Genomic DNA, 21302 nt, shown 5'->3' with positions numbered 1-21302 from the left:
AACCATGCGTCGAATATCGGTCGTGAATCTACAATCGGCTGTTATTTATATAACCTATTCCTATATGCTACATGGGGTGTAGCAAAATGGGCAAAAGAGGTCCAAAGCCTCGATTCTTGGATGTAGCATGCCCGAATGAGCAGTGCAATCTATTTGGAATTGCTGGGAAAGGAAACGTCACTGTGTACGGAACTTACAAGATAAGCTCCGGCAAGGTCAGGAAATATATTTGCCACACATGTGGTACCAGATTCTGTGATAGAACTAACACTGCATTCTATGACACAAGAACAAACGAAGAAAAGATCAAGCTGGCTCTAAAAATGGCCATGCGTGGAATGAGTGTCTTAGGAATAGCTGAGATCCTTGAGTCAAAACCATCTACTGTAAGCACTTGGATCTCGAAAGCAGCAAAGCATAGTGAAAAAGTCAATGAAGTTGTCTTGAAGGATGTAGAGACCCCAAAGGTAGAGATGGACGAGGCATGGACTTTTGTGGGGAAAAACACTACCCAGAGAAGGTGAATACGAAGATAAAGGAACTTGGATCTGGATAAGCATGGCTGCAAATTGCAGGTTGGTGCTTTCACATGTTATCGGTGAGCGATCTCAGGAAAATGCAGATCAGTTCGTTTCAAATACTGCCAAAAGACTCAGATCAATGCCGCTCTTTGTGACAGATGGATTAAGACTATATGCAGCAGCTCTTCGAAAGCAATATGGAAAACTACAGCCGTTCGCACCAACAGGCAAGCGAGGGCGACCTCGAAGTCTAAATTAATCGTAGATGAACTATTACAATATGCTCAAGTCATTAAAATGAGGGTCAACGGTAGACTAAAAAAGTGGTCAAGAGAATCATATTTGGAAAAGATATAGACCACAAAATGATATCTACCAGCTACATTGAACGGCAAAACCTGACATGCAGACAAGATAATAACCGCATATCAAGGAAAACCATAGGTTTCTCTAAGGAGACTGCAGAATTGAATAACCAAATGACCCTATATTTCGCGCACTTCAACTACTGCCGAAAGCATCGTGCTCTAAAATATAGAAATGAGATGGGCATAACGAAGTTCAATAGTCCCGCGAAGCAAGCTGGCTTAATCGATCATGTCTGGAGCTTGCAGGAACTCTTGACTTTTCCATATTACAAAACTCAAACCCATTAGAGGCTCACGACCGCAAAGCGAGCAAGAACTCTTAACAGCAAAGCAACCGCGGCTGTATTGGTTTTCCCCGTTCCAGGCGGTCCCTGGAGCAGCTGAATTCGAGTGTTTAGACCGCTAATACATGCCGCGATCTGATCCTCATCTAATCTATTGCCATCCGGCAGGACTAAGGATTTAAGAAAGCCTCTAAATCGTGATTGTCTATCCATTTCTATGAGATTCTGTGGAGGTATACGTGGATCTTGTGGATCAAGCCATTGATAAATGGGAGAAAGCCCATTGACGCTTAATGCTTTTTCAACCCGTGGAGCAACGAAGTCGGACGGACTTTCATCTATTGTGGCGAAATCGAATACTTTACCTTCCTCTGAGTGAGGTATGCTTCGCAGGCGATAGTTATCTGGTTCTCTCATGGGTAGAATATGTAAAGTGACTTTTCTCGCCTGCCAGTTAATGGCGCGTACTATGCAAGTGCTACCTGCATTAAGCAACTGCCTAATGGTTTGTCCCTGGAAAGGATCATCTGAGCATGGTGTTAAGCGGATGAAAGATCCTTCACCAATACTACAGTTGGCCTCCATCACGTCGTAATCAAAGCCATACCCTTCAAGGCTTATCTGTGCAATTACGTCGCCATCTCTTACGAAAACATTTCTAACTGGAATGGTCCTTCCTAAGGGGACTCTATTTGCGGGAGGTACAAGGTGAGACGCAATCCAATCAGTGATCCTAACATGCTGGTCGAGTTGGAGGAAGTCAATTGCCGATCTCCTTATGCTATCTACGCCAAGCGTAAACTCCATTATTTCGGATATGACTATAGGCGGCTTTTCAATGTCCGGGTTTTTGAAGCGGACTCTCTCTTCTATCCATCTTAATGCATGCGTCCTTGCTTTCAGGTAGGCTTTCAAGAGTCCAGGAGGCTCTCTTGCTGCATTATACCTTTCTATGGCATTTGCAACTTTCCTATCTCGAAGCTCAGTTGAGTTAGGAAGTGATCTCCAGACAGCATGCCAATAGGGAGCTGGAAGGGAATCAAAGAACCTGCCGCGGATCTCAAATTGATGATTAAAAGCACCATTATCACGGGGATTTGCCCATTCAAATTGAAGAGTCCCGTCTGCACTCATCCTACTTCTTTTAATGGCTAAAGTTGTTTTAAAATCAAATAGATCCTGTGTGAATATTCGATCTAGATCTACATCCGATCCGCCAACACGACGGCGCCAATGGTAGCGCCACCCAAACCATTTAAGGCTTGTAGCAACTACCAGTCCGCGTCCGGTCCATCCCAACGCAAAGCGGTTATTAATTTCCTCTTGAAGGCAAGAGTAGATGAGCTGCTCTAGCCCCTGGCGACATCCGAGGAGTTCATTTAAGTGACTCAGAAGCGCCGAGCCTGCTCGTGAGCAAGCCTCAATGAGATGAGACATTTCTGCCCGAGACCAGACATAAAAATGGATCGGGGCCCGATCTACCTCTGCGATTTCGGAAATTGCAACCGTAAGCTCATGCAAGAAACCTTGGATTAGTTCTCTTTCAGCTGCTGTATCTTCATCATATCTTCCCGTCCATTCAGAGGTCTTGAAGCGCGCTATGCTTTCATTAAATCTGCTCAAAGGCCTAATGTCATTATAGGCTTGTTCGTCTCCTTCCTGCTCTGTTAGCCAGGCCTCCTTTATTTCCGGATCGGGTTGCCATTTTCCATCAACCTCGATGAATCGAGTATATATTAAGCCCTCACTCTTGGTTATATGTGCGGCAAGTGCGCCTATCCTATTTTCTACGTAATCATAATCTATAGAAAGATATACTCTTATTAATCTCTGATCATTAATTGTGTGCTCTGGAAGTTGCCCACGATCTGAATAAAATGGCAAAGGTTGGACTTCATAGGAGTCGATATCTGTGTCCCCTCCAGGAAGAGTTCGTAGGCGGACTCTTGCCTTTAGCCTCAGTATCTCTAGGTTTTCTGAGAACCCCGGTTGTCTTCTTATGCGGTCGGCAAGCGTTCCCTCCAAATCGAAATCTGCTAGCTGGTCAATATCTAATATACCTACTTTTTTTAAAGCTCGAACTACTGATGGCTCTATGCCCAGAAGCTCTAACCTATGCCTAATTCCACTATCCGGCAGGCAGTAAACATTAAATACACACGTATTACATTTTTCATTAATTTGATATTCTAAATCCTGGATATCTTGCTGTGCTATCTGCATAAGCCTGCCATCTTCTGCGAGCAAACGCTCGATATCCTCTCTCTCTTGATCTAAACTTTCTAAAGGGTTCAACGCAAGTATATCTTGGACACCGTTTGTGTTTTCATCGATCCTTGCTACTACACACTCAATAGTCTGTGGATCGATTGCGATCTCACCAGCATATAAAGCAGCATCTTCCATCAAGCGTTGCACAATCATGCGATAAAGCACAACTTGAATCCGATGATACGTACGATCTCTTCGACTTGCTTTGCACTCAATGATTCTTAGCTTAGGGAGCCCATTTTCCCATAAAACTAGAATAAAATCGATTTTCCCCACAACATTAAAAGTACCTATTGCCGCTTCGATCTTAACTTGACGTGCATATGCAGGCTGATTAATATCAAGATCCTGGATGCTTCGAGCAAAATCCTCCCAGGTTGCACCCTGCTCATCATCAAGAGTCGGTCCATTGAAGCTTAAACTTTGTGAGTTGAAAACAATGCTATTGAAGCCAGCACTATTAAGCTGCCTCTCCCATTCGTCCTCCTTTTCATCCCCTGCCCTCTTTAACACAAGATCCAAAGGGTTAAAAAGCCGATCAAAGAAAGGAATTCCATTTTTTGCCTCCTCGCGATTATTATAATCTAACTTGAAACGGCGATCGCATGATTGATAGCGAATGAACTCTCCAATCTCGGTTACATTAACTCTAAGAATAGCTCCAGCCAACGAGATCCTTCCTACTTTAATCGAATCGCGTGTTCAGTTGATCTTTCTGATGAAGAACTTAACGCTCGAAGAGAACTCCTATAAACCAGCAGACTTTTTAATATAATTTATATACTATAATTATTATTAACTATTATGTGGAGTGAACCCCTCCGAGTGGACAATGAGTTAAGCAATGGCAACTCATGGAGGGAATCATATGAAAAAGACCAGACGGCGCTACGACCGAGGATTCAAGATATCAGTAGTAGCCGAGCTTGAGTCCGGCAAACCCCTGGCCCAGATTGCCCGCGAATATGGTGTCCACCCCAGCCTTCCATCCCGATGGCGAGACGAACTGGCCGAGAATCCAGAAAGAGCATTCAGCGGCAATGGCAACATATGCAAGTACGAGGCCAGGATCGCCGAGCTTGAGAGGTTGCTAGGTCAAGCTCATGCTGAGAACGAGCTTTTAAAAAAAGCATTCGCCATGACCCAGAAGAAGGTCCGGGAGGAGAGACTAAAACCGACGCTAGGAGGCAGTATATGATCATCCAGGAAGCTCATTCGAGCAGCCTTCAGTTGTCCGTATCTCAATCATGTCAGGCATTGGAAGTGAGTCGCAGCGGCTACTGCAAATGGCGAATAGAGCAAAATTCAGATGCCTCTGAGATCGCCGAAAATACAGTTCTCAGAGATGAGATTCGAGATATTGCTCTGGAATTTCCTGGATACGGCTATCGAAGGATAACTGCAGAGCTCCATCATCGCGGCTATCCCGTCAACCACAAGCGGGTGCTAAGGCTCATGCATCTGGATAACCTGCTGTGCCATAAGAAGAAAAAGTTCAAGCCAGTAACAACCGATTCCAGCCATGGACTGCCGGTGTATCCAAACCTTCTGAAGAACACCATTGTGACCGGAGTGAATCAGGTCTGGGCGTCGGATATCACATACATCCAACTGCGGCATGAGCATATCTATCTGGCAGTGATCCTGGATCTCGCTAGCAGAAAGTGTATCGGCTGGGATCTGGGCCGGAGTTTGGGAGGCCAACTGGCCATGAATGCATTGGCCAAGGCATTGAGGAATAGATGGTCAAAATCTCTAACTGGGCTCATCCATCACTCAGATCAAGGGGTGCAGTATGCATCTAAAGATTATGTTGACTGTCTTAAAAACCATAATATTCTGATCAGCATGTCCAGAAAAGGAAATCCATATGACAATGCGTTTGCGGAGTGCTTTATCAAGACTCAAAAGGTCGAGGAGGTATATCTTAATGAGTACGGGACATTTGTTGATGCCTATGAAACCATCTGGCATTTTATTGAGAAGGTTTACAATAAGAAGAGACTGCATTCGGCACTGAATTACATGTCTCTGGATCAGTTCGAATTGGAGGTTGCTTTAAATGCCGTTGCTTAACTACCTGTCTACTATCAGAGGTTCACTCCAATAAAATGGCTCTTCGCTGCTTTATGTGAGTAATTGAACTCGAGCTTTCCTATCCCCAATTAAGCTCTACGAGTTGGGAAGATGGCCCTCAGGGGCAGCCCCAGGAATACCAAGAACGCGCTTCCTGGCCAAGCTTGCCGGCTACGGCGCAGACACCTTCCGTCCAGTAGAAGATCTCAAGGCCGAGGCTGCTCTTGGCTGAAGTCGTATGCAACACGTCGCCTTGAGATATTGAGCGGAAAAAGAAGATGTAGTTCCGCAATCTCGGGCACGAGCAGCCTCGGCCTCCTCGCCTCTTCCAAGGGCGGAGAGGGCCTCGCCCCTTCCCATCCACGCATCGGGATAATCGGGGTCGATCTGCAGGGAGTGCTCATATGCCGAAATGGCCTTATCATATCTTTTTCCATCACGGAGGGCATTACCCTTCAGGATCCAATCAAAAGGATTTTCTGCTGGATTTAGCTCGATCGTCCTTCCAAATGCCTCTGCCGCCTCATCATACCCATGCCAACAATGCTTGAATCCGCATGCAAAGGTACTTGAATGAAGGGGGCATTTGGGCCAATAGTAGAAAGGAGAAGAAGATGAAACAACTAATGAACAGTAAGGGCGATGACCTCGCTATTGAAAGTTATCAGGCCCGTCTGCAGGCTCTCGATATTGCGAATAAGGCAGCGCGGGATAAAGGACTGACCCTCGAAGCGATGGGAGAAAATTGCAACCTACTACCGATTCGTATTGGAGCGATCCTGAGCGGACAAGCTCCATTGGAGGCGACCACGCAAGAGTGCCTAGAAAAGCAGCTCGACTTGAAGGCAGGGACGCTAGATCCACTTCGCACTCCACCAGTACGATGGAAAGCTGGAGCAATCTACCGCCTTCACGAGGCAGTTGATGTATATGCACCAGCTATCCAACGATGGATGAACGAGCAATTCGGAGACGCTATCATGTCAGCGATAGATTTTACGATCATTGCTGAGGAGGTCACTGGTAGCCAGGGCGAAAGGCGCATACGCATAATTTTTGACGGCAAGGCTCTTCCCTATTCCACCGATGAGGGCTGGCGACCTGCAGATGCTTAGTTGGAGAAAAAAATCAGCAAATAAATCCTGTGAGCCCGAAGTGAGGAGCATTTGAAAAGCGGTTAAATCCGCTGACCTTTTTTATTATCTTGAGATCATTTCCCTTAATCCTTAATGCATATGACATAATCCTTAATGCATATGGCTTAATCCTTAATGCATATGACCTAATCCTTAAGAATTAAGAAGAGAAAAAGGTGAAGAGGAGGACGATCTCAGCGTCTACCTATGGTTCTTATGATTCTGGCAAACTCTTCTGTTGGAATATTTGCCTGCTTTAGTTCGGTGAGCATTCTATCATCCTCTAAAATGCGATTCATTGGACCTTCTGTTGCCTCGTAGGCTTTATCATGTGTTCTAGATTTATAAATATCACATAGTCTTCAAAGATGAGATAGACAATAACGTAATGCTATGTGGTATGTAATCCTTGAAGCCCTCTAAGATCATGACTTTTGGGTTCGCCGATCTCAGGGTTCTGGTGGTGCCAACAACATCCGTTTCTACTGAAGGTGGGATAAGGGAGTCTTGCGAGGAGGGCCAGTTGCTCAATGTCAGGCTTGTATTCACGGAAAAACGCCACTGAGACTTGTGGAGGACTAAATCTCGATCTTGATCCCAAATAGCTTCTCGAACCTCTCGTACTTCGCCCTGGCGCGGTAGATGTTCTGCCTGGTGTAGGGCCGACCCTGCTGGCAGGCGATCATATCCCTGATCTCTGCCGGGGTGAAGACGGAATTAAGCATCTCCCCGTCCAGATCGGAAACTCTGATCTCTTCCTTAACAAATTCTAAAGGGAGGTCCTCTTTCCAGTTCCACTCCCTGTCGTAACGAAGCAGTGCCAGATGCCCTCTCTTGCAGCGGGCTGAGATCAGCCATTCCTGGTCTGTGCAGTAGTATGCCAGGCTCTCCAGCTCTGAATCGCAAATGCCACAGAAGCCGATCACATTCCTCGACTGAGAAAAAGGGTCCAGCTGCTCTCTCCCATATAAAAGGGACAGGCTCCTTTCAGCTACTCGATTCATCTCGATTGAAGGACATCTCCCATGCTGTAGATTCCTGGATCCCTTCCCGCCACCCAGCTGGCTGCCCGCACTGCACCACTGGCAAAGGCCGTCCTGCTATGAGCCTGATGCTTTATCTCCAGCCTCTCCCCCGGACCTGCCATGAGGACAGTGTGATCTCCTACAATATCCCCGGCTCGCACAGCATGCACTCCGATCTCCTTGCCCCGGAGCATAATCCCTTTCCGGCCATAAACCACGCTGGAAGCGTCAAGCGAATCCGGCTCTCCCCGCGCCCTTCTTATGGCCTGCACAGTGGCCAGGGCAGTGCCGCTTGGTGCATCCTTCTTCTGGTTGTGATGGGCTTCAATGATCTCTATATCGAAGTCATAGCCCTTGAGAGAGGCGGCAGCATCTGCCACCAGCTTCCAGAAGAGGTTCACTCCCACAGCGAAGTTGGGGCTTATAACTGCTGCCACATTGCCCTCGATTGCTGCTCTCATCTGGGAGTGCTGCTCAGGAGAGATGCCCGTGGTTCCTATCACCAGATCCACACCAAGAGAGGCCGCAGTGCAGGCGTTCTCCACTGCTGCTTTGGCGATGGTGAAGTCGATTAGCACATCCGGCTTGCTCTCTATTATCACCTCCTCCAGCCGGGAGGCATCCTTGACCAGAAGGCCCCCCGGAAGAGGCTCCCCTGCCCCGATAACATCCAGGCCCGCCACCAGCTCCATTCCCTCGATCCTGGCCGCCTCCTGGATGACCAGAGTGCCCATGCGACCCAGAGCCCCAGTTACTGCAATCCGAGTCATGCCCTCTCGCCCAGAGACTCCAGGACCCCCTTGAGAATGCTCTCTTTATCCGGGGACATCTCCGCCAGGGGAAGGCGCAACGGCCCGCCCGCCAATCCCAGATATTTTTGGGCGCTCTTCACAGGGATGGGGTTGGTCTCAAGGAACATCGCCCGGACCAGAGGGGCAAGCTCATAGTGCAATGATCTCGCCTTTTCCAGATCGCCCTTGAGCATGGCATTCACCATGGCCACTGTCTTTCTGGGGGCGACATTGGCCACTACAGAGATCACGCCCTGTGCCCCCAGGGCTATGGATGGAAGCGTAAGGTCATCATCGCCGCAGAGGACGGAAAAGTCACTTTCCCGGGTCTGCTCAATTATTTGAGATAGCTGAGAGAGGCTTCCGCTGGCCTCCTTTACTGCTACGATATTCTTTATCCGGGAGAGCTTTGCCACCAGCTCCGGCTTGAGGTCGATTCCCGTCCTCTTGGGAACATTGTAGAGCACCATTGGGATATTGCACTTCTCGGCCACGGTCTTGAAGTGCTCGAACATGCCGCGATCATTGGGCCGGTTGTAGTAGGGAGTTATCAGCAAGGCAGCATCAGCGCCCGCCTCTGCAGCATGGCAGGTCAGCTCCACTGCCTCACGGGTGTTGTTGGAGCCAGTGCCTGCTATCACCGGCACGCTCGAGTTCTCCACTGTGATCTCTATCACTCGCTTGTGCTCTGCAATGGTAAGAGTGGCCGCCTCGCCAGTGGTTCCGCAGGGCACTATCCCCGCTATACCTGTCTGGCAAAGGTGCAACACATTTCTCTTCAGCCCCTCCTCGTCCAGGCTCATGTCCTCTAAGAATGGCGTGATGATCGCAGGAAACACGCCGCTATACATCAACCTCGACCTCTCTTCTCGTATTTCTCTGTCTCATCACATTGGATATGTAGCCTGCTACGCGGTTGCGGATGGCTTTATTTTTGATATCGGTATACTCGGATACCATCAACTTATTCTGCTCAAAATCGGCGCTAAATGAGCTCTCATGCTCTCTTAATAGATCCGTCGCGAAATTCTTGATATAACTAGGCTTAACGCTTCCCATAATCAACACTCCAGCTAGAGCAATTCCTTTGTGCATCCCTGCCCCACAATTTATATCTTACTATCATCTGACAGACTGCTATAACCCTGGCGCAGGATCGTGGCTGCCGGACATTCTGGCCGCCAATTCGATCAGAGAGGATGCTGAGCTCCCTAACAGATAAAGCCTGGGCCCCTTTCCATGAATTCCCTCATCCCATATCGCAATGGGCAGCAGTGTTGAGCCGGCCTGCAAATGGCCTGGCGCCTCTCTGCTCGACCCTCTCCCCTTTGATCCCTCCTCCCCCCTCAATTGGCCCCGGCCATCTGCTCCCATCTTGTGCCGCGAAGTGCTGTCCGTAGTGCTACCCATAGTGCCGTCCATTATCAAGAAGCCAGACTCCCTGCAGAGTGAGAGAGCAGAAGGCGCCAATTCGAGGGCTGCCCTGGCCCGGGGATCTATCCTCATTGCCGCCAGGATCACAGCCGCCTTATTGCTCTTCTCTCCAAAGCGAAGGCCTCCCCGGCGGCATATCTTATCCCCGATCCTCGCCACTCCTCCCTTCAGCTCTGCCACATCCTCAAGGCAGCTGGCACCGGGAACGGCCATGGCCGGTCCAGCTCCTTCCTCTGCCATGAGATCGAGGAGATCGGGATTCTCTTCCAGCCGGTCCATTGCCCTTTCCAGGTCGCAGAGCACCCGGTATCGGCTTGCCTCAGCCCTTTGAGCAGCAGATTGATTCACCGGGCCCGCCCCCCTTCCCAGCCTGAGGCTCCCGCGAAGGGCGCTCTTTGCAAACTCCTTCGCCCTGCGGGCGGCCTCCTCCAGTGAGCAGCCCCCGGCAAGAAAAGAGGTTAATGCGGCAGAGAAGGTGCATCCTATGCCATGGTTCTCTCCTGGTATTCTCTCTGAGGGCAACAGGATGCTCCTATCCTTCATCATGAGCAGATCGGTGCAATCCAGGTGCCCTCCCTTGATGATCACCGCCTGCGCCCCCAGGCTTATGATGTTCCGGGCGGCATGAGCTGCGCTCTCCATATCGCAGACTGCTATGCCGGTGAGCGCTTCAGCCTCGAATATGTTGGGGGTTACCACCCCTGCTATGGGTATCAGATGATCTATCAGGGCGGATACAGCCTCCGGCCGGAGGAGCCTTCCTCCAGCCTCAGCCTCGATCACAGGGTCCAGGACCAGAGGAATTTCATTTGCTGAGAGGTGATCGGCCACTACACCCACAATCTGTGCTGAGTGGAGCATGCCGGTCTTGGCCCAGGCTATGGAGAAGTCCTCTGTTATCGACGTAAGCTGCGCTCTCACCTGTTCCGGGGGAAGGGGATAGATATGCTGCACTCCCATGGTGTTCTGGGCGGTGATGGCGGTGATGGCAGAGGTCCCGTGCAGCCCCAGGACGGAGAAGGTCTTGATGTCCGCCTGGATCCCTGCTCCTCCTCCGGAATCCGATCCGCCTATTGTCAGCACTACTTTCGGCATGTGTCCAGTGATGAGGTCAGTGCGAGCCTCAAGCTTCAAGCCTTTAATCTCAAGCCCGAAGCCTCTTTTGAGGCCTCAGGATATCTTCTTCTCTGCCTCTGCCACCATCTCCTCTGGAAGGTCGTACTTATGGGCGATCTTCAGAGCCTTGCGGTAGAGGCCGGCCTGCATATGCTGCTCGAAGGACCTCTTTGCCGCCTCCATTTTCATCGGCCTGGGAAGGTCGAAGTCATCGGCGATCTCGGCAGCATTCTTGACCATCCCCATGCTCATGCTCTTATTGAAGGCCTGGGTGGCCGCCTGCCTGACCATATCCTCCGGCAGCCCGAACTCCTTGGCGTACTCCGCTGCAGCCCGGTAGAACTCGCTGTCAATCTTTCTATGGAATGATCTCTGAGCTGCTTCCAGGCGCAGCTCGCCGGGAAGATCATACTGCCTGGCCAGTTCGGCTGCAATGGAATAATCCCCCTTCTTCATGTTGGCATCATATGCCGCACTGACTGCATCCATCAGCATGGAATTGGGGAGGCCGAAGTCCGACTTGATCTTTGCTGCCTCTTTATAGGCACCAGCATTCATCCTCTCTTTAAACTGTCTTGCCCCTTCTGTCAGCCTGTCCTCTGCCATAGAATCCTCCAGTGCCCCCAAGGCACTGCTCATTCAGCCGTTAAAACTCTCTATCCCGGAGATTGGTGACGAATGCATATTGAGTAGTTGTAGGAAGCTTCCGGCGAAGCTCCCGCACATCTGGGAGGTAGATCACAAGCTGCCTGGACCCAAACGGCCTCTCCTTGTCCAGGATCTTGCTCGTCAGCTCCACCTCTGCCTCACCTTGAATGCGCGCTCCGCCACTGCCGAAATCTGGCGACATCTCAATGAGCATGGGCAGCCTGAGGCGGCTCCATAGGAATCTGGGAAGCGACTCGGAGATCAGCTTGAGCTCGGACCGATCCATCACGAAAAAGGTGTTATCCTTTCCCCTGATTCCCGGCTTCTCCATTGCCAGCAGTTCAGTGAGGTTGAGCCTTCTGTTTGGCAGGTGCTGGTTCATCGTCTGGATGGTCTTGACCAGTATATTCTTGTTTAATCCTCTTCCTTCTCCGGAAAATGCCATTGGAATCAATCTCACTTCTATTGACTTAAAGGTAACCGTTATCGATGTCCGAGAATGTATGCTGCACTGTGCCCTTCTTCAGGTTCAGGCACCTTCTGGCAGCTCCTGCCGCCACATCTCTCAATTCCGCCGGGGCGTAGATGCCAAAGCGCCATGTAGCCCTCTGGGCTCTCTCCAGGATGCTGACCAGGGGCGAGACCTCCCGCAGGGGCCTGATCTCCTCCCCCACCAGGGCGGGAAAGCTGCCCTCGGGGCTGTCTGGAAGGGGCGGCCTGTCCACCAGGATCCAGTCGGCATCCATCCCTGCCTCCCCCGCTATCTCCTGGGCGATGATCTTCTCGCTGACCCTCAATAGTGATGGCTCCAGGCTCTCCAGATCGACATAGACCGCCCTTTTGAATAGCTGGCGGGACTTTATGCGGGAGGCCATCTCCGCCGGATAGCCGCCTGCTTCTTCCAGAGCAGTGAAGAGCTGGATGTCGTCCATCCTCTTTATCCGAGCAGGGCTTTCGCCCTCATCGATCATCCTTCTGATCCCGGAGGAGATCATACACTCCGAGATCCGGCAGACATGGTGGAAATAGACGGCAGGGTGCATGAGCAGCCGGGAGATGAGCAGCGATGTTGCCGCCTGCACTCCTCCTGCCTCCACTGCTAACTGGCCCTGATGGAAGGTCATCTTCTGCAGGAGGTGCAGATGATCTATCACCCCGTAGGCCACGCCGGTGTAATGAGCGTCCCGGATGAGGTAGTCCATTCGGTCCACATCGATCTCCCCGCTCACGATCTGCCCGTTGCCCTGGCCGTTGATGAAGGACTGGATATCAGAGGCCTTCAGGCCGTGATCCTCCAGCACCTCCCGCAGCTCTCCCCTCTTCAGGATATCGATGACGCTCTCGTGCTCCGTCCTCAGAAAGGGTGCGAGAGCCGACTCCGTGGCATGGGAGAGGGGGCCATGGCCCACATCGTGCAGGAGGGCGGCGGCGCAGACCTCCTGTTTCTCCTCCTCCTCCAGCCCCAGGTGATCGGTGAGGAGAGAGGCCATGTAGTAGGCCCCCAGGCTGTGCTCGAAGCGGGTGTGGTTGGCCCCGGGATAGACCAGGTTTGCCAGCCCAAGCTGCTTGATCCAGCGGAGCCTCTGCATCTGAGGGGTGTTGGCCAGCCTCAGGGCCAGGCCTTCCAGCCGGACGTAGCCGTGCACTGGGTCTCGGACCTCGGTCATTTGGTGCCCTTTTTAATTCTAAAGCATAAAAATCTTAGCTCTTATTGGGAGTCCCCCCCCCCCCCCCCCCCCCGTTCACCAAAGCTAATTGCCCCCCCCCCCTCGCGCAGCCTACAGGTGACCTGTGCTCTATTGTTTTCCTACTTCTCCTCTACTGATCTGGCTCCTGAGATAGATCTAGGCTGTCGGCAGTGCTGGAGGAGGCCTCCAGGGCGGCGAGCACCGTCCTGGCGAACTCCTGGGAGGCATCGGGTCCGCTGGCTGTTATGATCATCCCGTCCTGGACCACCATTTCATCTGCTACTATTGCTCCTTTGGATTTGATGTGGTCGGTATCAGATGCAGTAGCCCTCTTGCCCTGGAGGAGGCCGGCATCCGCCAGGATCCAGGGCCCCAGACAGATGGCGGCCACGATCTTCTTCTCTCTTAGGGCTGATCGAGCAAGATTCTGGTAGCCTGGATCTTTATGCAGCTCATCCGAGTAGATCCCCTCGCCGCCCACGAAGACCACGGCGATGTATTCAGAGAGATTCACCTCATCCAGATCCAGATCCACCTCCGTCTTCTCTCCGTCCATCCCCGTGGCCGTCTTCACCCCTTTGGAGGCCAGCTGGACCTGGTAGCCAGCGCTCTGGAAGTAGTTGCGGGGCACATTCAGCTCCTCTTCCTGATACTGGTCAGGCGGGAGCACCATCAGTATCTTTCCTCTCGGTGAGAGTTCATCCCGGACAGGTGCAGTATCATTGCCCGATCTCTTATCCGAGCGGTATGGAATGGGGGCGATCGGGGCGGTCCGGTCCAATGAATCCTCTTTGCCGCCGGAGATGCTAACGTCCTCTCTCTCTTGAGAGTTCATGTTCTCTGAGCAGTCGACAGGAATGAAGCTGCCCGCATATGCGGAATAGCAGATCGGGCAGAGGTCATAAGGATCGATGCTATCTGCCTCGGCGGATGTCAAGCCGATGGTAAATCCGCAGACGGGACACTGCCAGCAGGTGTAGTCGGCATTGTGATCTGTGTAGTAGTCAGTATCGTAACCGGTATCATAGCCTGTATTGTAACCAGTATCATAGCCTGTATCGTAGCCAGTATCATAGCCTGTATCGTAGCCAGTATCATAGCCTGTATCGTAGCCAGTATTGTAGCCAGTATTGTAGCCAGCCGGAGGCGCATACTGGGCGGATGCCGGATATATCACTGCCAGCATCATTAAGATCAATATCAGGGAGAATGGGCTCTTCATGCTCAGTAAAGCGATGGATGAGGATAAATAGATCAACGAAACTGAATTACATATGAAATGATAGGATGATCCTCTTCTGCCTGAGATACCATTATATTCCCTGAGGGATTGAGAGGAACCCCATGCCAGGCAGAATCTCCCACAGCTATGCATTTCGCGGCTCAGAAAAACCGCTTATTGGAAAGACCATCGGCGACATGTTCAGTGAGATTGCTGAGAAGTATCCGGATAATGATGCAATTGTCTCCATCCACCAGGGAAAAAGATATACCTATCGCGAGCTGCAAAAGGAGTTGGACCGGGCAGCAAAGGGATTCATTGCCCTGGGGATGAAGAAGGGCGACCGCCTGGCAATCTGGGCAACGAATATAGCAGAATGGATCATCACCCAGTTCGCCACCGCCAAAGCGGGGATCATCATGGTGAACATCAATCCCGCTTACAGGACTCATGAACTGGAGTACGCCCTCCGTCAATCCGAGGCCCAGGTCCTCCTGCTCATGGACAGGTTCAAAAGCTCTGATTATGTCAAGATGTTCTATGAGGTCTGCCCCGAGGCCGCAGCCAGCAAACCAGGAGAGATCCACTCCGAGAAGCTGCCCTTCCTGAGAACAGCAGTCCTGATCAGGGGAGAGAAGCAGCCGGGCATGTACAGTTGGGAGGATGTGCTCGAAATGGGCGACGAGATTCCAGATGAGGTGCTGGAGGAGAGGGCTGCGAGCCTGGACTTTGACGACCCCATCAACATCCAGTATACCTCGGGGACCACCGGATTTCCCAAAGGGGTGGTGCTGACCCACCATAACATTCTCAACAACGGCTACTTCATCGGCGAGTGCATGGAGTTCACAGAAAGAGACCGTCTGTGCATACCAGTGCCATTCTATCACTGTTTTGGCATGGTCCTCTCCAATATGGCCAGTGTAACCCATGGAGCGACCATGGTCCTGCCGGCGGAGCACTTCGACCCCAAAGCCACTCTCTCTGCTATAGAGAAGGAACGCTGCACTGCAGTGCATGGAGTTCCTACAATGTTCGTGGCCGAGCTTGAGCACCCCGATTTTGAGAGATTCGATCTATCCACCCTGCGCACTGGGATCATGGCTGGATCGCCCTGCCCCATTGAGTTCATGAAGAAGGTGAACACTCTGATGAACATGCATGATGTGGTGATAACCTACGGCCAGACTGAGGCCTCTCCTGGCATCACCATGTCCTCCACTGACGACTCCCTGGACCTGAGGGTCTCGACTGTGGGAAGGCCCATGCCCCACACGGAGATTAAGATCGTGGACCCAAAGACGGGAAAGATCGTCCCCCGGGGGGAGACAGGAGAGATCTGTGCCCGGGGCTATATGATCATGCGAGGATACTACAACAATCCAGTAGCAACTGAGCAGTGCATAGATGAGGAGGGCTGGCTGCATACCGGCGACCTGGGGACCTTGGATGAGAACGATTACTGCAAGATAACCGGCCGGCTAAAGGATATGGTGATCAGAGGGGGTGAGAACATCTATCCGCGGGAGATCGAGGAGTTCCTCTATACCCACCCCGCCATCAGCGATGTGCAGGTGATCGGCGTTCCCGACAAGAAGTACGGCGAGGAGCTGATGGCCTGGGTCAAGCTCAAGAATGCTGCATCGATATCCCCGGATGAGATCAAGGCCTTCTGCAGGGGAAGAATCTCTCACTTTAAGATCCCCAGATACATCAAGTTCGTAGACGACTTTCCCATGACAGTCAGTGGAAAGATTCAGAAGTATAAGATGAGAGAGGACTCGATCAAGGAGCTGGGGCTGGAGGAGGCGGCGGAGATGAAGACGGCATAGTGACCGGGAGGATCATTCCCGCTCTGCTTTTTTATCTCCCGATCCCTTTTCCCTCTCACGAATATATAAATATAATTATAATGCTTATTATATTAAAAATCATCAGATATCCTTGTGAATTCCCCGCTGCTTTCCCAGTGCCTCGGCATGCGCCTCCCTGAATCCTGCCTCCCTCATCTGGCAGGAGCATCTCCCCTTAAACCAGGGATAACGGCTCATCTCCCTCCAGATCTCCTCCAGCCCCTTCTCTTTGATATTCCCAAAGTCCAAAGGCATATAGGCACAAGGCAGTGCCGCCCCATCGCCGTCCACATGAATCCACCGCCGCCCGGCAAAACAGCCGAACATCTCTGCGCTCAACAGGTAGGGCAGTGCTGAGACCCGTGGTCCTTCCATCCGATTCTTCTGCTTGTGGAAGCTCTCCAGCCGGGCCACATCCCCTGCTGTGAGCACCTCATCCTGATGTGAAGCCCACCGGCCTATAGCCACTATCTCATAGAGGGATAGCTCGTGCACTCCCAGATCCTCTGCCAGGCCGAACGCCTCCTCAAGGCTGTCGATATTATGTGGCGAGGTCACCATGAACAGGTCCACCAGAAGGCCGGCCTCAAGGGCATTCCGAATCCCTGAGAGGGCATCTTGAAAGGCTCCTCTTCTCCCCCGGAAATGGTCGTGCTTCTCCTCGATTGGGCTGTCGATGCTTATTCGCACAGCATATAGGCCCGCATCCTTCAGCTGCCTGGCCATATCTGCCGTCAGATGATAGCCGCTGGTGAAGCTTGCTGCCACTGCCCTGTGGTCGACAGAAGAGACCAGATCGGGCAGATCCCGGCGGAGCATAGGCTCTCCGCCATCGAAGGTGATCAGATACGAGCCCATCTCCAGGGCCTGGGAGATGGCCCTCTTGATCACATCGCTCCTCAGAACCTCTCCCAGACGGGAGGGGGCAGAGCAGTGCAGGCAGTCATTGGGGCAGGCCTTCATCACTGCTATGGAGAACTGATCGGGCACCGGGCGGCGGATCATCGCCCCCACCTGGGCAGAGAGCATCCGGTCGAAGGCAGCGCTCGGGGCAGGGGGAATCCAGGTGGAGAAGATGAATCTGTCCGGACCGGAGCTTATGGGCTTCTCTGTGGCAAAGACCCTGTTGATCTGCTCGATTATGGGGCCGGCCAGGAGGGCAGCCGGGCCGCGGGCTGAAAGCCTGATCCCTTCTCCCTCCGCCGAGGCCTCGATCCTCAGCAGAGGCTTTTTTGCGATCTGCATCTTTCCAGTCCCCGGCCGGTCATCTCATCCACTATCTCCTGCAGCTGGAGCACAATCCCGTCATCCGCCTGCAAACCCTCAAGGGCAGCCTTGGCCTGATCGCAGTGATCTGCTATGGCCCTTATGCACATCTGTATCGCAGTGGTGCGGGGCTTTCGGCTGGCATAGATCTTGGGGAGGGTGATTGATGTCTTCTGGGAGATCTTTCCCTGGTCAAGCCCCAGATATTCCTCCAGATCGTCGAGAATCTGATAGCCTAAGCCCAGATGCTGCCCGTAGCTCTCCAGCCGGGCCACATCCTCCCTCCTCCCCTCGCCGATCAGCCCCCCTATCTTGGCCGAGGTGGCGAAGAGGGAGGCCGTCTTTTTGGAGATGCACTGATAGTACTCCTCAGGCGAGCCTGTGCAGGATAGGTCCATAAGCTCTCCCTCTGCCATATCCATGCAAGCGCGGGAGAACGCCTGTATCACCGCCTGGCTGTAGCCGGATATCAGTTCGATCGACCTGGAGATGAGCCAGTCGCCCGCCAGGAGAGAGGCCTCCGGGCCGAAGCGCTCCAGAGCACTGGGCGAGCCCCTTCTCTCTACGCCGTGATCCAGGATATCATCATGGGCCAGGGATGCAGCGTGGACCAGCTCAATGGCCATCGCTGCGCTCATAGAATGAGCTGGAGGGATGTCCAGAGCCTCTGCCGATAGGATCAGGATGAGCGGCCTGACCCTCTTTCCCGGAGCAGAGAGAATATAGCTCAGTATCTCCCCTAGAGGGGAATCGGGCAGATTCCTCGCCAGCACAGCAAGCTCTTTGTTGATGAAGTGATACTCATCACAGGCGGAGAACATCGATTCCAATAGTCCCGGCCAGTTATTTAGCTTTTGCTGAGAAGATGTGGGATCTTCAGATCCATAAATGTAAATATCTCTTGAGAGTCCAGCCTTACAAGAGCCGGTTGGACTCTATCTTGGTGCACCTTCCCGCCACCACTCTGTATCCCTCCCGGTCCAGCCTTTTTATGGCCTCTGGGCTCTCTGTTCCCGGCTGCATCCAGAATACTCGAAAGCCTTTCTTCTTCGCCTCCTCTGCCAGGGCGGGGACGACGGATGGTCGGCGGAAGACGTCAACGATATCGATATCCTCCGGGATATCATGGATGGAGGCCAAGACCTTCTCTCCCAGAATGGTCTGGCCGGCGCAGTTGGGATTGACCAGGTAAAGCTTGAAGCCGTGCTTTTGCAGGGCCTCGGATACGAAGTAGCTGGGCCGGTAGGGGTTAGGGGATATGCCGACCACGCAGATGGTGCGGCAGCTTTGCAGGGCCTCTTTCAGATCCCTGTCATCTCTGAGGATGGGCATGAGATATAGTATAGCCGGGATAGGATAAATAGGATTCTTCTCTTCGATTGGGGAGGGGGCAAGAGGACGAGAGAATGAATCCTGTGGAGCATATATTCACAAGAGTCCTTCATGGCCTCCCCGCCGGAGCGGCAGGCCTAAGCAGCTCGAAATGACAGCCTGCTCATGATCACCGATAATAATACTGAGCCTGGCCCTTCATCATCTGCCCAAAGGCCAGCCCCACCACCAGCCCGGCGATATGGGCCATATGGGCGATGTTGTCTGCCGAGCCCATGAAGAGAAGGTCGATCAGGGCAAAGAGCACCACTGCCCAGCGGATGCTCATCGGTATCATAAAGAAGAGGAGCAGCCGGATCTCGGGGGCGATTATGGCCAGACATCCCAGGACGCCATAGAGCGCCCCGCTCGCCCCTACCATCGGCACGCTGCTGACTGCCATCTGGGCTAGGGCGGCAAAAATCCCGGAGAGGATGTAGATCTGCAGAAACTCCCCCGGCCCCACCCTCCTTTCCAGCTCCATGCCGAAGAAGAATAAAAAGAGCATATTGAAGAATAGGTGATTGAAGCCGCCGTGGACGAACATGTAAGTCAGAATCGTCCAGGGCATTTCAAGAGCGTGATTGCGGGCCAGTATCAGGTAGTTCTGCACAAATTCTTCCACTATTGGGATATAATATCCCAGGAAGAACACCAGTATGCAGATCAGCAATATCACGCCCGAGTAGGATACGGGCATCAGTGCCCCAATGCGATCCAGCAAGCCGGTGCTGGGAGTTATTGGATCACCCCACTCATCCCTCCTTCTATAATCCACTCTTCTCCCCGCCCGTGCCAGAAGCGGCCCCAGCCAGCCCCATCTCTCCCTGACAGGCCCTTTCTGGGCGGAACTTGCGGAGGGACATAAATCAAACTGCAATTGCACTTTCTACCTCATAGGATCAATGCTTCATTCTGTAACATACTGGCCATCGCGCAGCACTATAACATAATCGGCCGAATTTCTCAGGGCTACAGAAAAACCGGGCTCTGCGCCGAAGATGATGGTCTCTTTGCCATGCTCCATGGCCTTCATTAGTACCGGCTTGAGGTCGGCATCGCGGGTGACCAGGGCCAGGGTGTCGATGACTGGATTGTAGATCATATCCACCCCCTCCACCGCCATCCTGACATCCACATCGCTGGTGCAGATCACCGGCTCAAATCCCTGATTCTCCACTGCTTCCACCAGCTTCTCAGATGCATACTGATTCAAGAATACCTTGCCCATCTTGATATCGCCGTAATCCTTCAGAATGTCCCTGATCTCCTCCAGGTCCATCTGGAACTCCTTTCTGAGCATATTGGGTCCATCTACCAGAAGGCCGATCCGCTTTCTTCCCTTTTCCTTTCTAGAGCCCAGATACTTCATTATATGCTCGAAAGGCATTGTCATCCGATCCATGTTGACCCTTTTCTCGATGTCATGGCCTGATTTCCTATCTTCATCCCTGCGCAGGACGTCTTGGCCTCAGGGGTCTTTGCCTCAGGGGTTTTTGCCTCAGGGGTCTTTGCCTCAGGGGTCTTTGCCTCAGGGGTCTTTGCCTCAGGAGGTCTTGGCCTCAGGAGGTCTCGGCCTTGAGGTCTCGATCTCGGAGGCTCATAATCCAAGACGTCTCATCAATTTAGGTCATTTCAATGGATGTTATAAATTCGTTTGGTATTCGCAGCCGTTTGTGCCGCCACATCCTGCGGCTCCAGCCCTTTTATCCTGGCGATCAGCCGGACGGCATCCAGCACATTTGCCGGCTCATTTCTGCCCTTGCGAGGGGAGAGGAATGGGCTGTCCGTCTCCACCAGCAGGTGGTCGAGGGAGACGTTTTTAGCCAGGATCTGATGGTGCCCGGATCGGCATACATTGGTGGCCAAAGAGATATAAAATCCTCTATCCTGCGCCTCTCTCATAGTGGGGAGGGTGCCGCTATAGCAGTGGAAGACTACTTTCTCCAGATGCTTGACCATATCCAGGGCAGGCTGTTCCGCATCCCGGGAATGGATGACCAAGGGCAGGCCAAAAGACTCAGCTATTGCTATCACCCTCTTGAAGATCTCTGCCTGCCGTTCCCTGGTGGGAGCATCCTTGGTGTGATAGTAATCAAGGCCCGCTTCGCCAATCCCCACCGCCTGACTGGCATTCTCTTCGATCTGATCCAAGAGCATCTGGATCTCGGGATCCTTCTTCCCGTCAATTGAGTTCGGGCTGAATCCCAGGGTGGCGGAGATGAATTCATA

General features: G+C 52.3%; 20 protein-coding genes and 3 pseudogenes. 6 read left to right on the top strand and 17 right to left on the bottom strand.

Translation table 11 applies throughout. The features are described from left to right. Nucleotides 1–86: 86 nt before the first annotated feature. Nucleotides 87–1177: pseudogene (locus IPI63_RS09720) on the top strand (IS1 family transposase). Here IPI63_RS09720 and IPI63_RS09715 read toward each other — a convergent pair. Further along, the gene (locus tag IPI63_RS09715) at nucleotides 1174–4113 is read right to left on the bottom strand and encodes a PD-(D/E)XK nuclease family protein (RefSeq protein WP_292478238.1); all 2940 of its coding nucleotides are present in this window, start codon (nucleotides 4111–4113) and stop codon (nucleotides 1174–1176) included. The pseudogene IPI63_RS09720 and the gene IPI63_RS09715 overlap by 4 nt on opposite strands. A gap of 199 nt (nucleotides 4114–4312) precedes the next feature. Between IPI63_RS09715 and IPI63_RS09710 the strand changes: the two are divergent. Together IPI63_RS09710 and IPI63_RS09705 are read left to right on the top strand one after the other, a co-directional pair. Then, nucleotides 4313–5520, top strand: a pseudogene (locus IPI63_RS09710) (IS3 family transposase). Between the two features lie 103 nt (nucleotides 5521–5623). Beyond that, nucleotides 5624–5752 (top strand): hypothetical protein, encoded by a 129-nt coding sequence (locus IPI63_RS09705; RefSeq protein WP_292478237.1) that lies wholly within the window; start codon nucleotides 5624–5626, stop codon nucleotides 5750–5752. Here IPI63_RS09705 and IPI63_RS12980 read toward each other — a convergent pair. Continuing rightward, nucleotides 5692–6039 (bottom strand): annotated as a pseudogene (locus IPI63_RS12980) (tetratricopeptide repeat protein); the annotation flags it as partial. The gene IPI63_RS09705 and the pseudogene IPI63_RS12980 sit on opposite strands and share 61 nt — an antisense overlap. Nucleotides 6040–6134: 95 nt before the next feature. On the opposite strand from IPI63_RS12980, the gene IPI63_RS09700 reads away from it, so the two are divergent. Both IPI63_RS09700 and IPI63_RS09695 read left to right on the top strand, forming a co-directional pair. Beyond that, the gene (locus IPI63_RS09700) at nucleotides 6135–6635 is read left to right on the top strand and encodes a hypothetical protein (RefSeq protein WP_292478236.1); all 501 of its coding nucleotides are present in this window, start codon (nucleotides 6135–6137) and stop codon (nucleotides 6633–6635) included. Between the two features lie 430 nt (nucleotides 6636–7065). After that, nucleotides 7066–7221 (top strand): hypothetical protein, encoded by a 156-nt coding sequence (locus IPI63_RS09695; RefSeq protein WP_292478235.1) that lies wholly within the window; start codon nucleotides 7066–7068, stop codon nucleotides 7219–7221. Between the two features lie 13 nt (nucleotides 7222–7234). Here the strand turns inward: IPI63_RS09695 and IPI63_RS09690 are convergent, their stop codons facing one another. From IPI63_RS09690 to IPI63_RS09650, 9 genes are all read right to left on the bottom strand, one after another. After that, a complete protein-coding gene (locus IPI63_RS09690; protein WP_292478234.1) occupies nucleotides 7235–7582 on the bottom strand; it encodes a hypothetical protein in 348 nt (115 codons plus the stop codon). Nucleotides 7583–7656: 74 nt separating this feature from the next. Beyond that, the gene (dapB, locus tag IPI63_RS09685) at nucleotides 7657–8451 is read right to left on the bottom strand and encodes a 4-hydroxy-tetrahydrodipicolinate reductase (RefSeq protein ID WP_292478233.1); all 795 of its coding nucleotides are present in this window, start codon (nucleotides 8449–8451) and stop codon (nucleotides 7657–7659) included. Beyond that, nucleotides 8448–9323, bottom strand: coding sequence for a 4-hydroxy-tetrahydrodipicolinate synthase (gene dapA, locus IPI63_RS09680; RefSeq protein ID WP_214065728.1), 876 nt, complete (start codon nucleotides 9321–9323; stop codon nucleotides 8448–8450). The genes dapB and dapA overlap by 4 nt, the downstream gene beginning before the upstream one ends. Further along, entirely contained in the window at nucleotides 9316–9531 is a 216-nt protein-coding gene (locus IPI63_RS09675) for a 30S ribosomal protein S17e (RefSeq protein WP_214065729.1), read from the bottom strand. Before IPI63_RS09675 ends, dapA begins: the two co-directional genes overlap by 8 nt. A 78-nt stretch (nucleotides 9532–9609) precedes the next feature. Beyond that, a complete protein-coding gene (gene thiD / locus IPI63_RS09670) occupies nucleotides 9610–11040 on the bottom strand; it encodes a bifunctional hydroxymethylpyrimidine kinase/phosphomethylpyrimidine kinase (RefSeq protein WP_292478232.1) in 1431 nt (476 codons plus the stop codon). Nucleotides 11041–11076: 36 nt separating this feature from the next. Then, on the bottom strand, nucleotides 11077–11661 hold the full coding sequence (locus tag IPI63_RS09665; protein WP_292478231.1) for a hypothetical protein: 585 nt from the start codon (nucleotides 11659–11661) through the stop codon (nucleotides 11077–11079). Between the two features lie 7 nt (nucleotides 11662–11668). Continuing rightward, nucleotides 11669–12115, bottom strand: coding sequence for a DUF61 family protein (locus IPI63_RS09660; protein WP_214079918.1), 447 nt, complete (start codon nucleotides 12113–12115; stop codon nucleotides 11669–11671). A gap of 25 nt (nucleotides 12116–12140) precedes the next feature. Continuing rightward, complete coding sequence (locus tag IPI63_RS09655; protein WP_292478230.1) at nucleotides 12141–13337, bottom strand: HD domain-containing protein; 1197 nt, start codon at nucleotides 13335–13337, stop codon at nucleotides 12141–12143. Between the two features lie 151 nt (nucleotides 13338–13488). Then, nucleotides 13489–14580: a DJ-1/PfpI family protein gene (locus IPI63_RS09650; protein ID WP_292478229.1), complete on the bottom strand. Its 1092-nt coding sequence runs from the start codon at nucleotides 14578–14580 to the stop codon at nucleotides 13489–13491. A 122-nt stretch (nucleotides 14581–14702) separates the two neighbouring features. On the opposite strand from IPI63_RS09650, the gene IPI63_RS09645 reads away from it, so the two are divergent. Next, nucleotides 14703–16412: an AMP-binding protein gene (locus IPI63_RS09645; RefSeq protein ID WP_214079917.1), complete on the top strand. Its 1710-nt coding sequence runs from the start codon at nucleotides 14703–14705 to the stop codon at nucleotides 16410–16412. 102 nt (nucleotides 16413–16514) lie between these two features. Here the strand turns inward: IPI63_RS09645 and IPI63_RS09640 are convergent, their stop codons facing one another. The 6 genes from IPI63_RS09640 to IPI63_RS09615 form a co-directional block, all read right to left on the bottom strand. Then, entirely contained in the window at nucleotides 16515–17678 is a 1164-nt protein-coding gene (locus IPI63_RS09640) for a radical SAM/SPASM domain-containing protein (protein ID WP_292478228.1), read from the bottom strand. Continuing rightward, nucleotides 17651–18520 (bottom strand): polyprenyl synthetase family protein, encoded by an 870-nt coding sequence (locus IPI63_RS09635; RefSeq protein ID WP_292478227.1) that lies wholly within the window; start codon nucleotides 18518–18520, stop codon nucleotides 17651–17653. The genes IPI63_RS09640 and IPI63_RS09635 overlap by 28 nt, the downstream gene beginning before the upstream one ends. Nucleotides 18521–18614: 94 nt before the next feature. Continuing rightward, nucleotides 18615–19031, bottom strand: coding sequence for a CoA-binding protein (locus IPI63_RS09630; protein ID WP_214064707.1), 417 nt, complete (start codon nucleotides 19029–19031; stop codon nucleotides 18615–18617). A 169-nt stretch (nucleotides 19032–19200) separates the two neighbouring features. Next, a complete protein-coding gene (locus tag IPI63_RS09625; RefSeq protein ID WP_292478226.1) occupies nucleotides 19201–19956 on the bottom strand; it encodes a rhomboid family intramembrane serine protease in 756 nt (251 codons plus the stop codon). Nucleotides 19957–19980: 24 nt separating this feature from the next. Further along, nucleotides 19981–20466 (bottom strand): TIGR00288 family NYN domain-containing protein, encoded by a 486-nt coding sequence (locus IPI63_RS09620; RefSeq protein ID WP_348528251.1) that lies wholly within the window; start codon nucleotides 20464–20466, stop codon nucleotides 19981–19983. Between the two features lie 239 nt (nucleotides 20467–20705). After that, the coding region (locus IPI63_RS09615) for a TatD family hydrolase (protein WP_292478224.1) at nucleotides 20706–21302 on the bottom strand (597 nt) is incomplete at its 5' end.

Source organism: Methanothrix sp., assembly GCF_016706325.1.
GTDB lineage: Archaea > Halobacteriota > Methanosarcinia > Methanotrichales > Methanotrichaceae > Methanothrix.
Note: the sequence above shows the minus strand (reverse complement) of the source record. Positions and strands in the feature narration are given on the sequence as shown.

Coding starts and splice junctions, on each gene's coding strand:
- IPI63_RS09655 (WP_292478230.1), bottom strand. CDS start 13,337: ATGACCGAGGTCCGAGACCCAGTGCACGGCTACGTCCGGCTGGAAGGC.
- IPI63_RS09665 (WP_292478231.1), bottom strand. CDS start 11,661: ATGAGCAGTGCCTTGGGGGCACTGGAGGATTCTATGGCAGAGGACAGG.
- IPI63_RS09700 (WP_292478236.1), top strand. CDS start 6,135: ATGAAACAACTAATGAACAGTAAGGGCGATGACCTCGCTATTGAAAGT.
- IPI63_RS09630 (WP_214064707.1), bottom strand. CDS start 19,031: ATGCCCATCCTCAGAGATGACAGGGATCTGAAAGAGGCCCTGCAAAGC.
- IPI63_RS09675 (WP_214065729.1), bottom strand. CDS start 9,531: ATGGGAAGCGTTAAGCCTAGTTATATCAAGAATTTCGCGACGGATCTA.
- IPI63_RS09650 (WP_292478229.1), bottom strand. CDS start 14,580: ATGAAGAGCCCATTCTCCCTGATATTGATCTTAATGATGCTGGCAGTG.
- IPI63_RS09660 (WP_214079918.1), bottom strand. CDS start 12,115: ATGGCATTTTCCGGAGAAGGAAGAGGATTAAACAAGAATATACTGGTC.
- IPI63_RS09640 (WP_292478228.1), bottom strand. CDS start 17,678: ATGCAGATCGCAAAAAAGCCTCTGCTGAGGATCGAGGCCTCGGCGGAG.
- dapB (WP_292478233.1), bottom strand. CDS start 8,451: ATGACTCGGATTGCAGTAACTGGGGCTCTGGGTCGCATGGGCACTCTG.
- dapA (WP_214065728.1), bottom strand. CDS start 9,323: ATGTATAGCGGCGTGTTTCCTGCGATCATCACGCCATTCTTAGAGGAC.
- IPI63_RS09645 (WP_214079917.1), top strand. CDS start 14,703: ATGCCAGGCAGAATCTCCCACAGCTATGCATTTCGCGGCTCAGAAAAA.
- IPI63_RS09635 (WP_292478227.1), bottom strand. CDS start 18,520: ATGTTCTCCGCCTGTGATGAGTATCACTTCATCAACAAAGAGCTTGCT.
- IPI63_RS09620 (WP_348528251.1), bottom strand. CDS start 20,466: ATGACAATGCCTTTCGAGCATATAATGAAGTATCTGGGCTCTAGAAAG.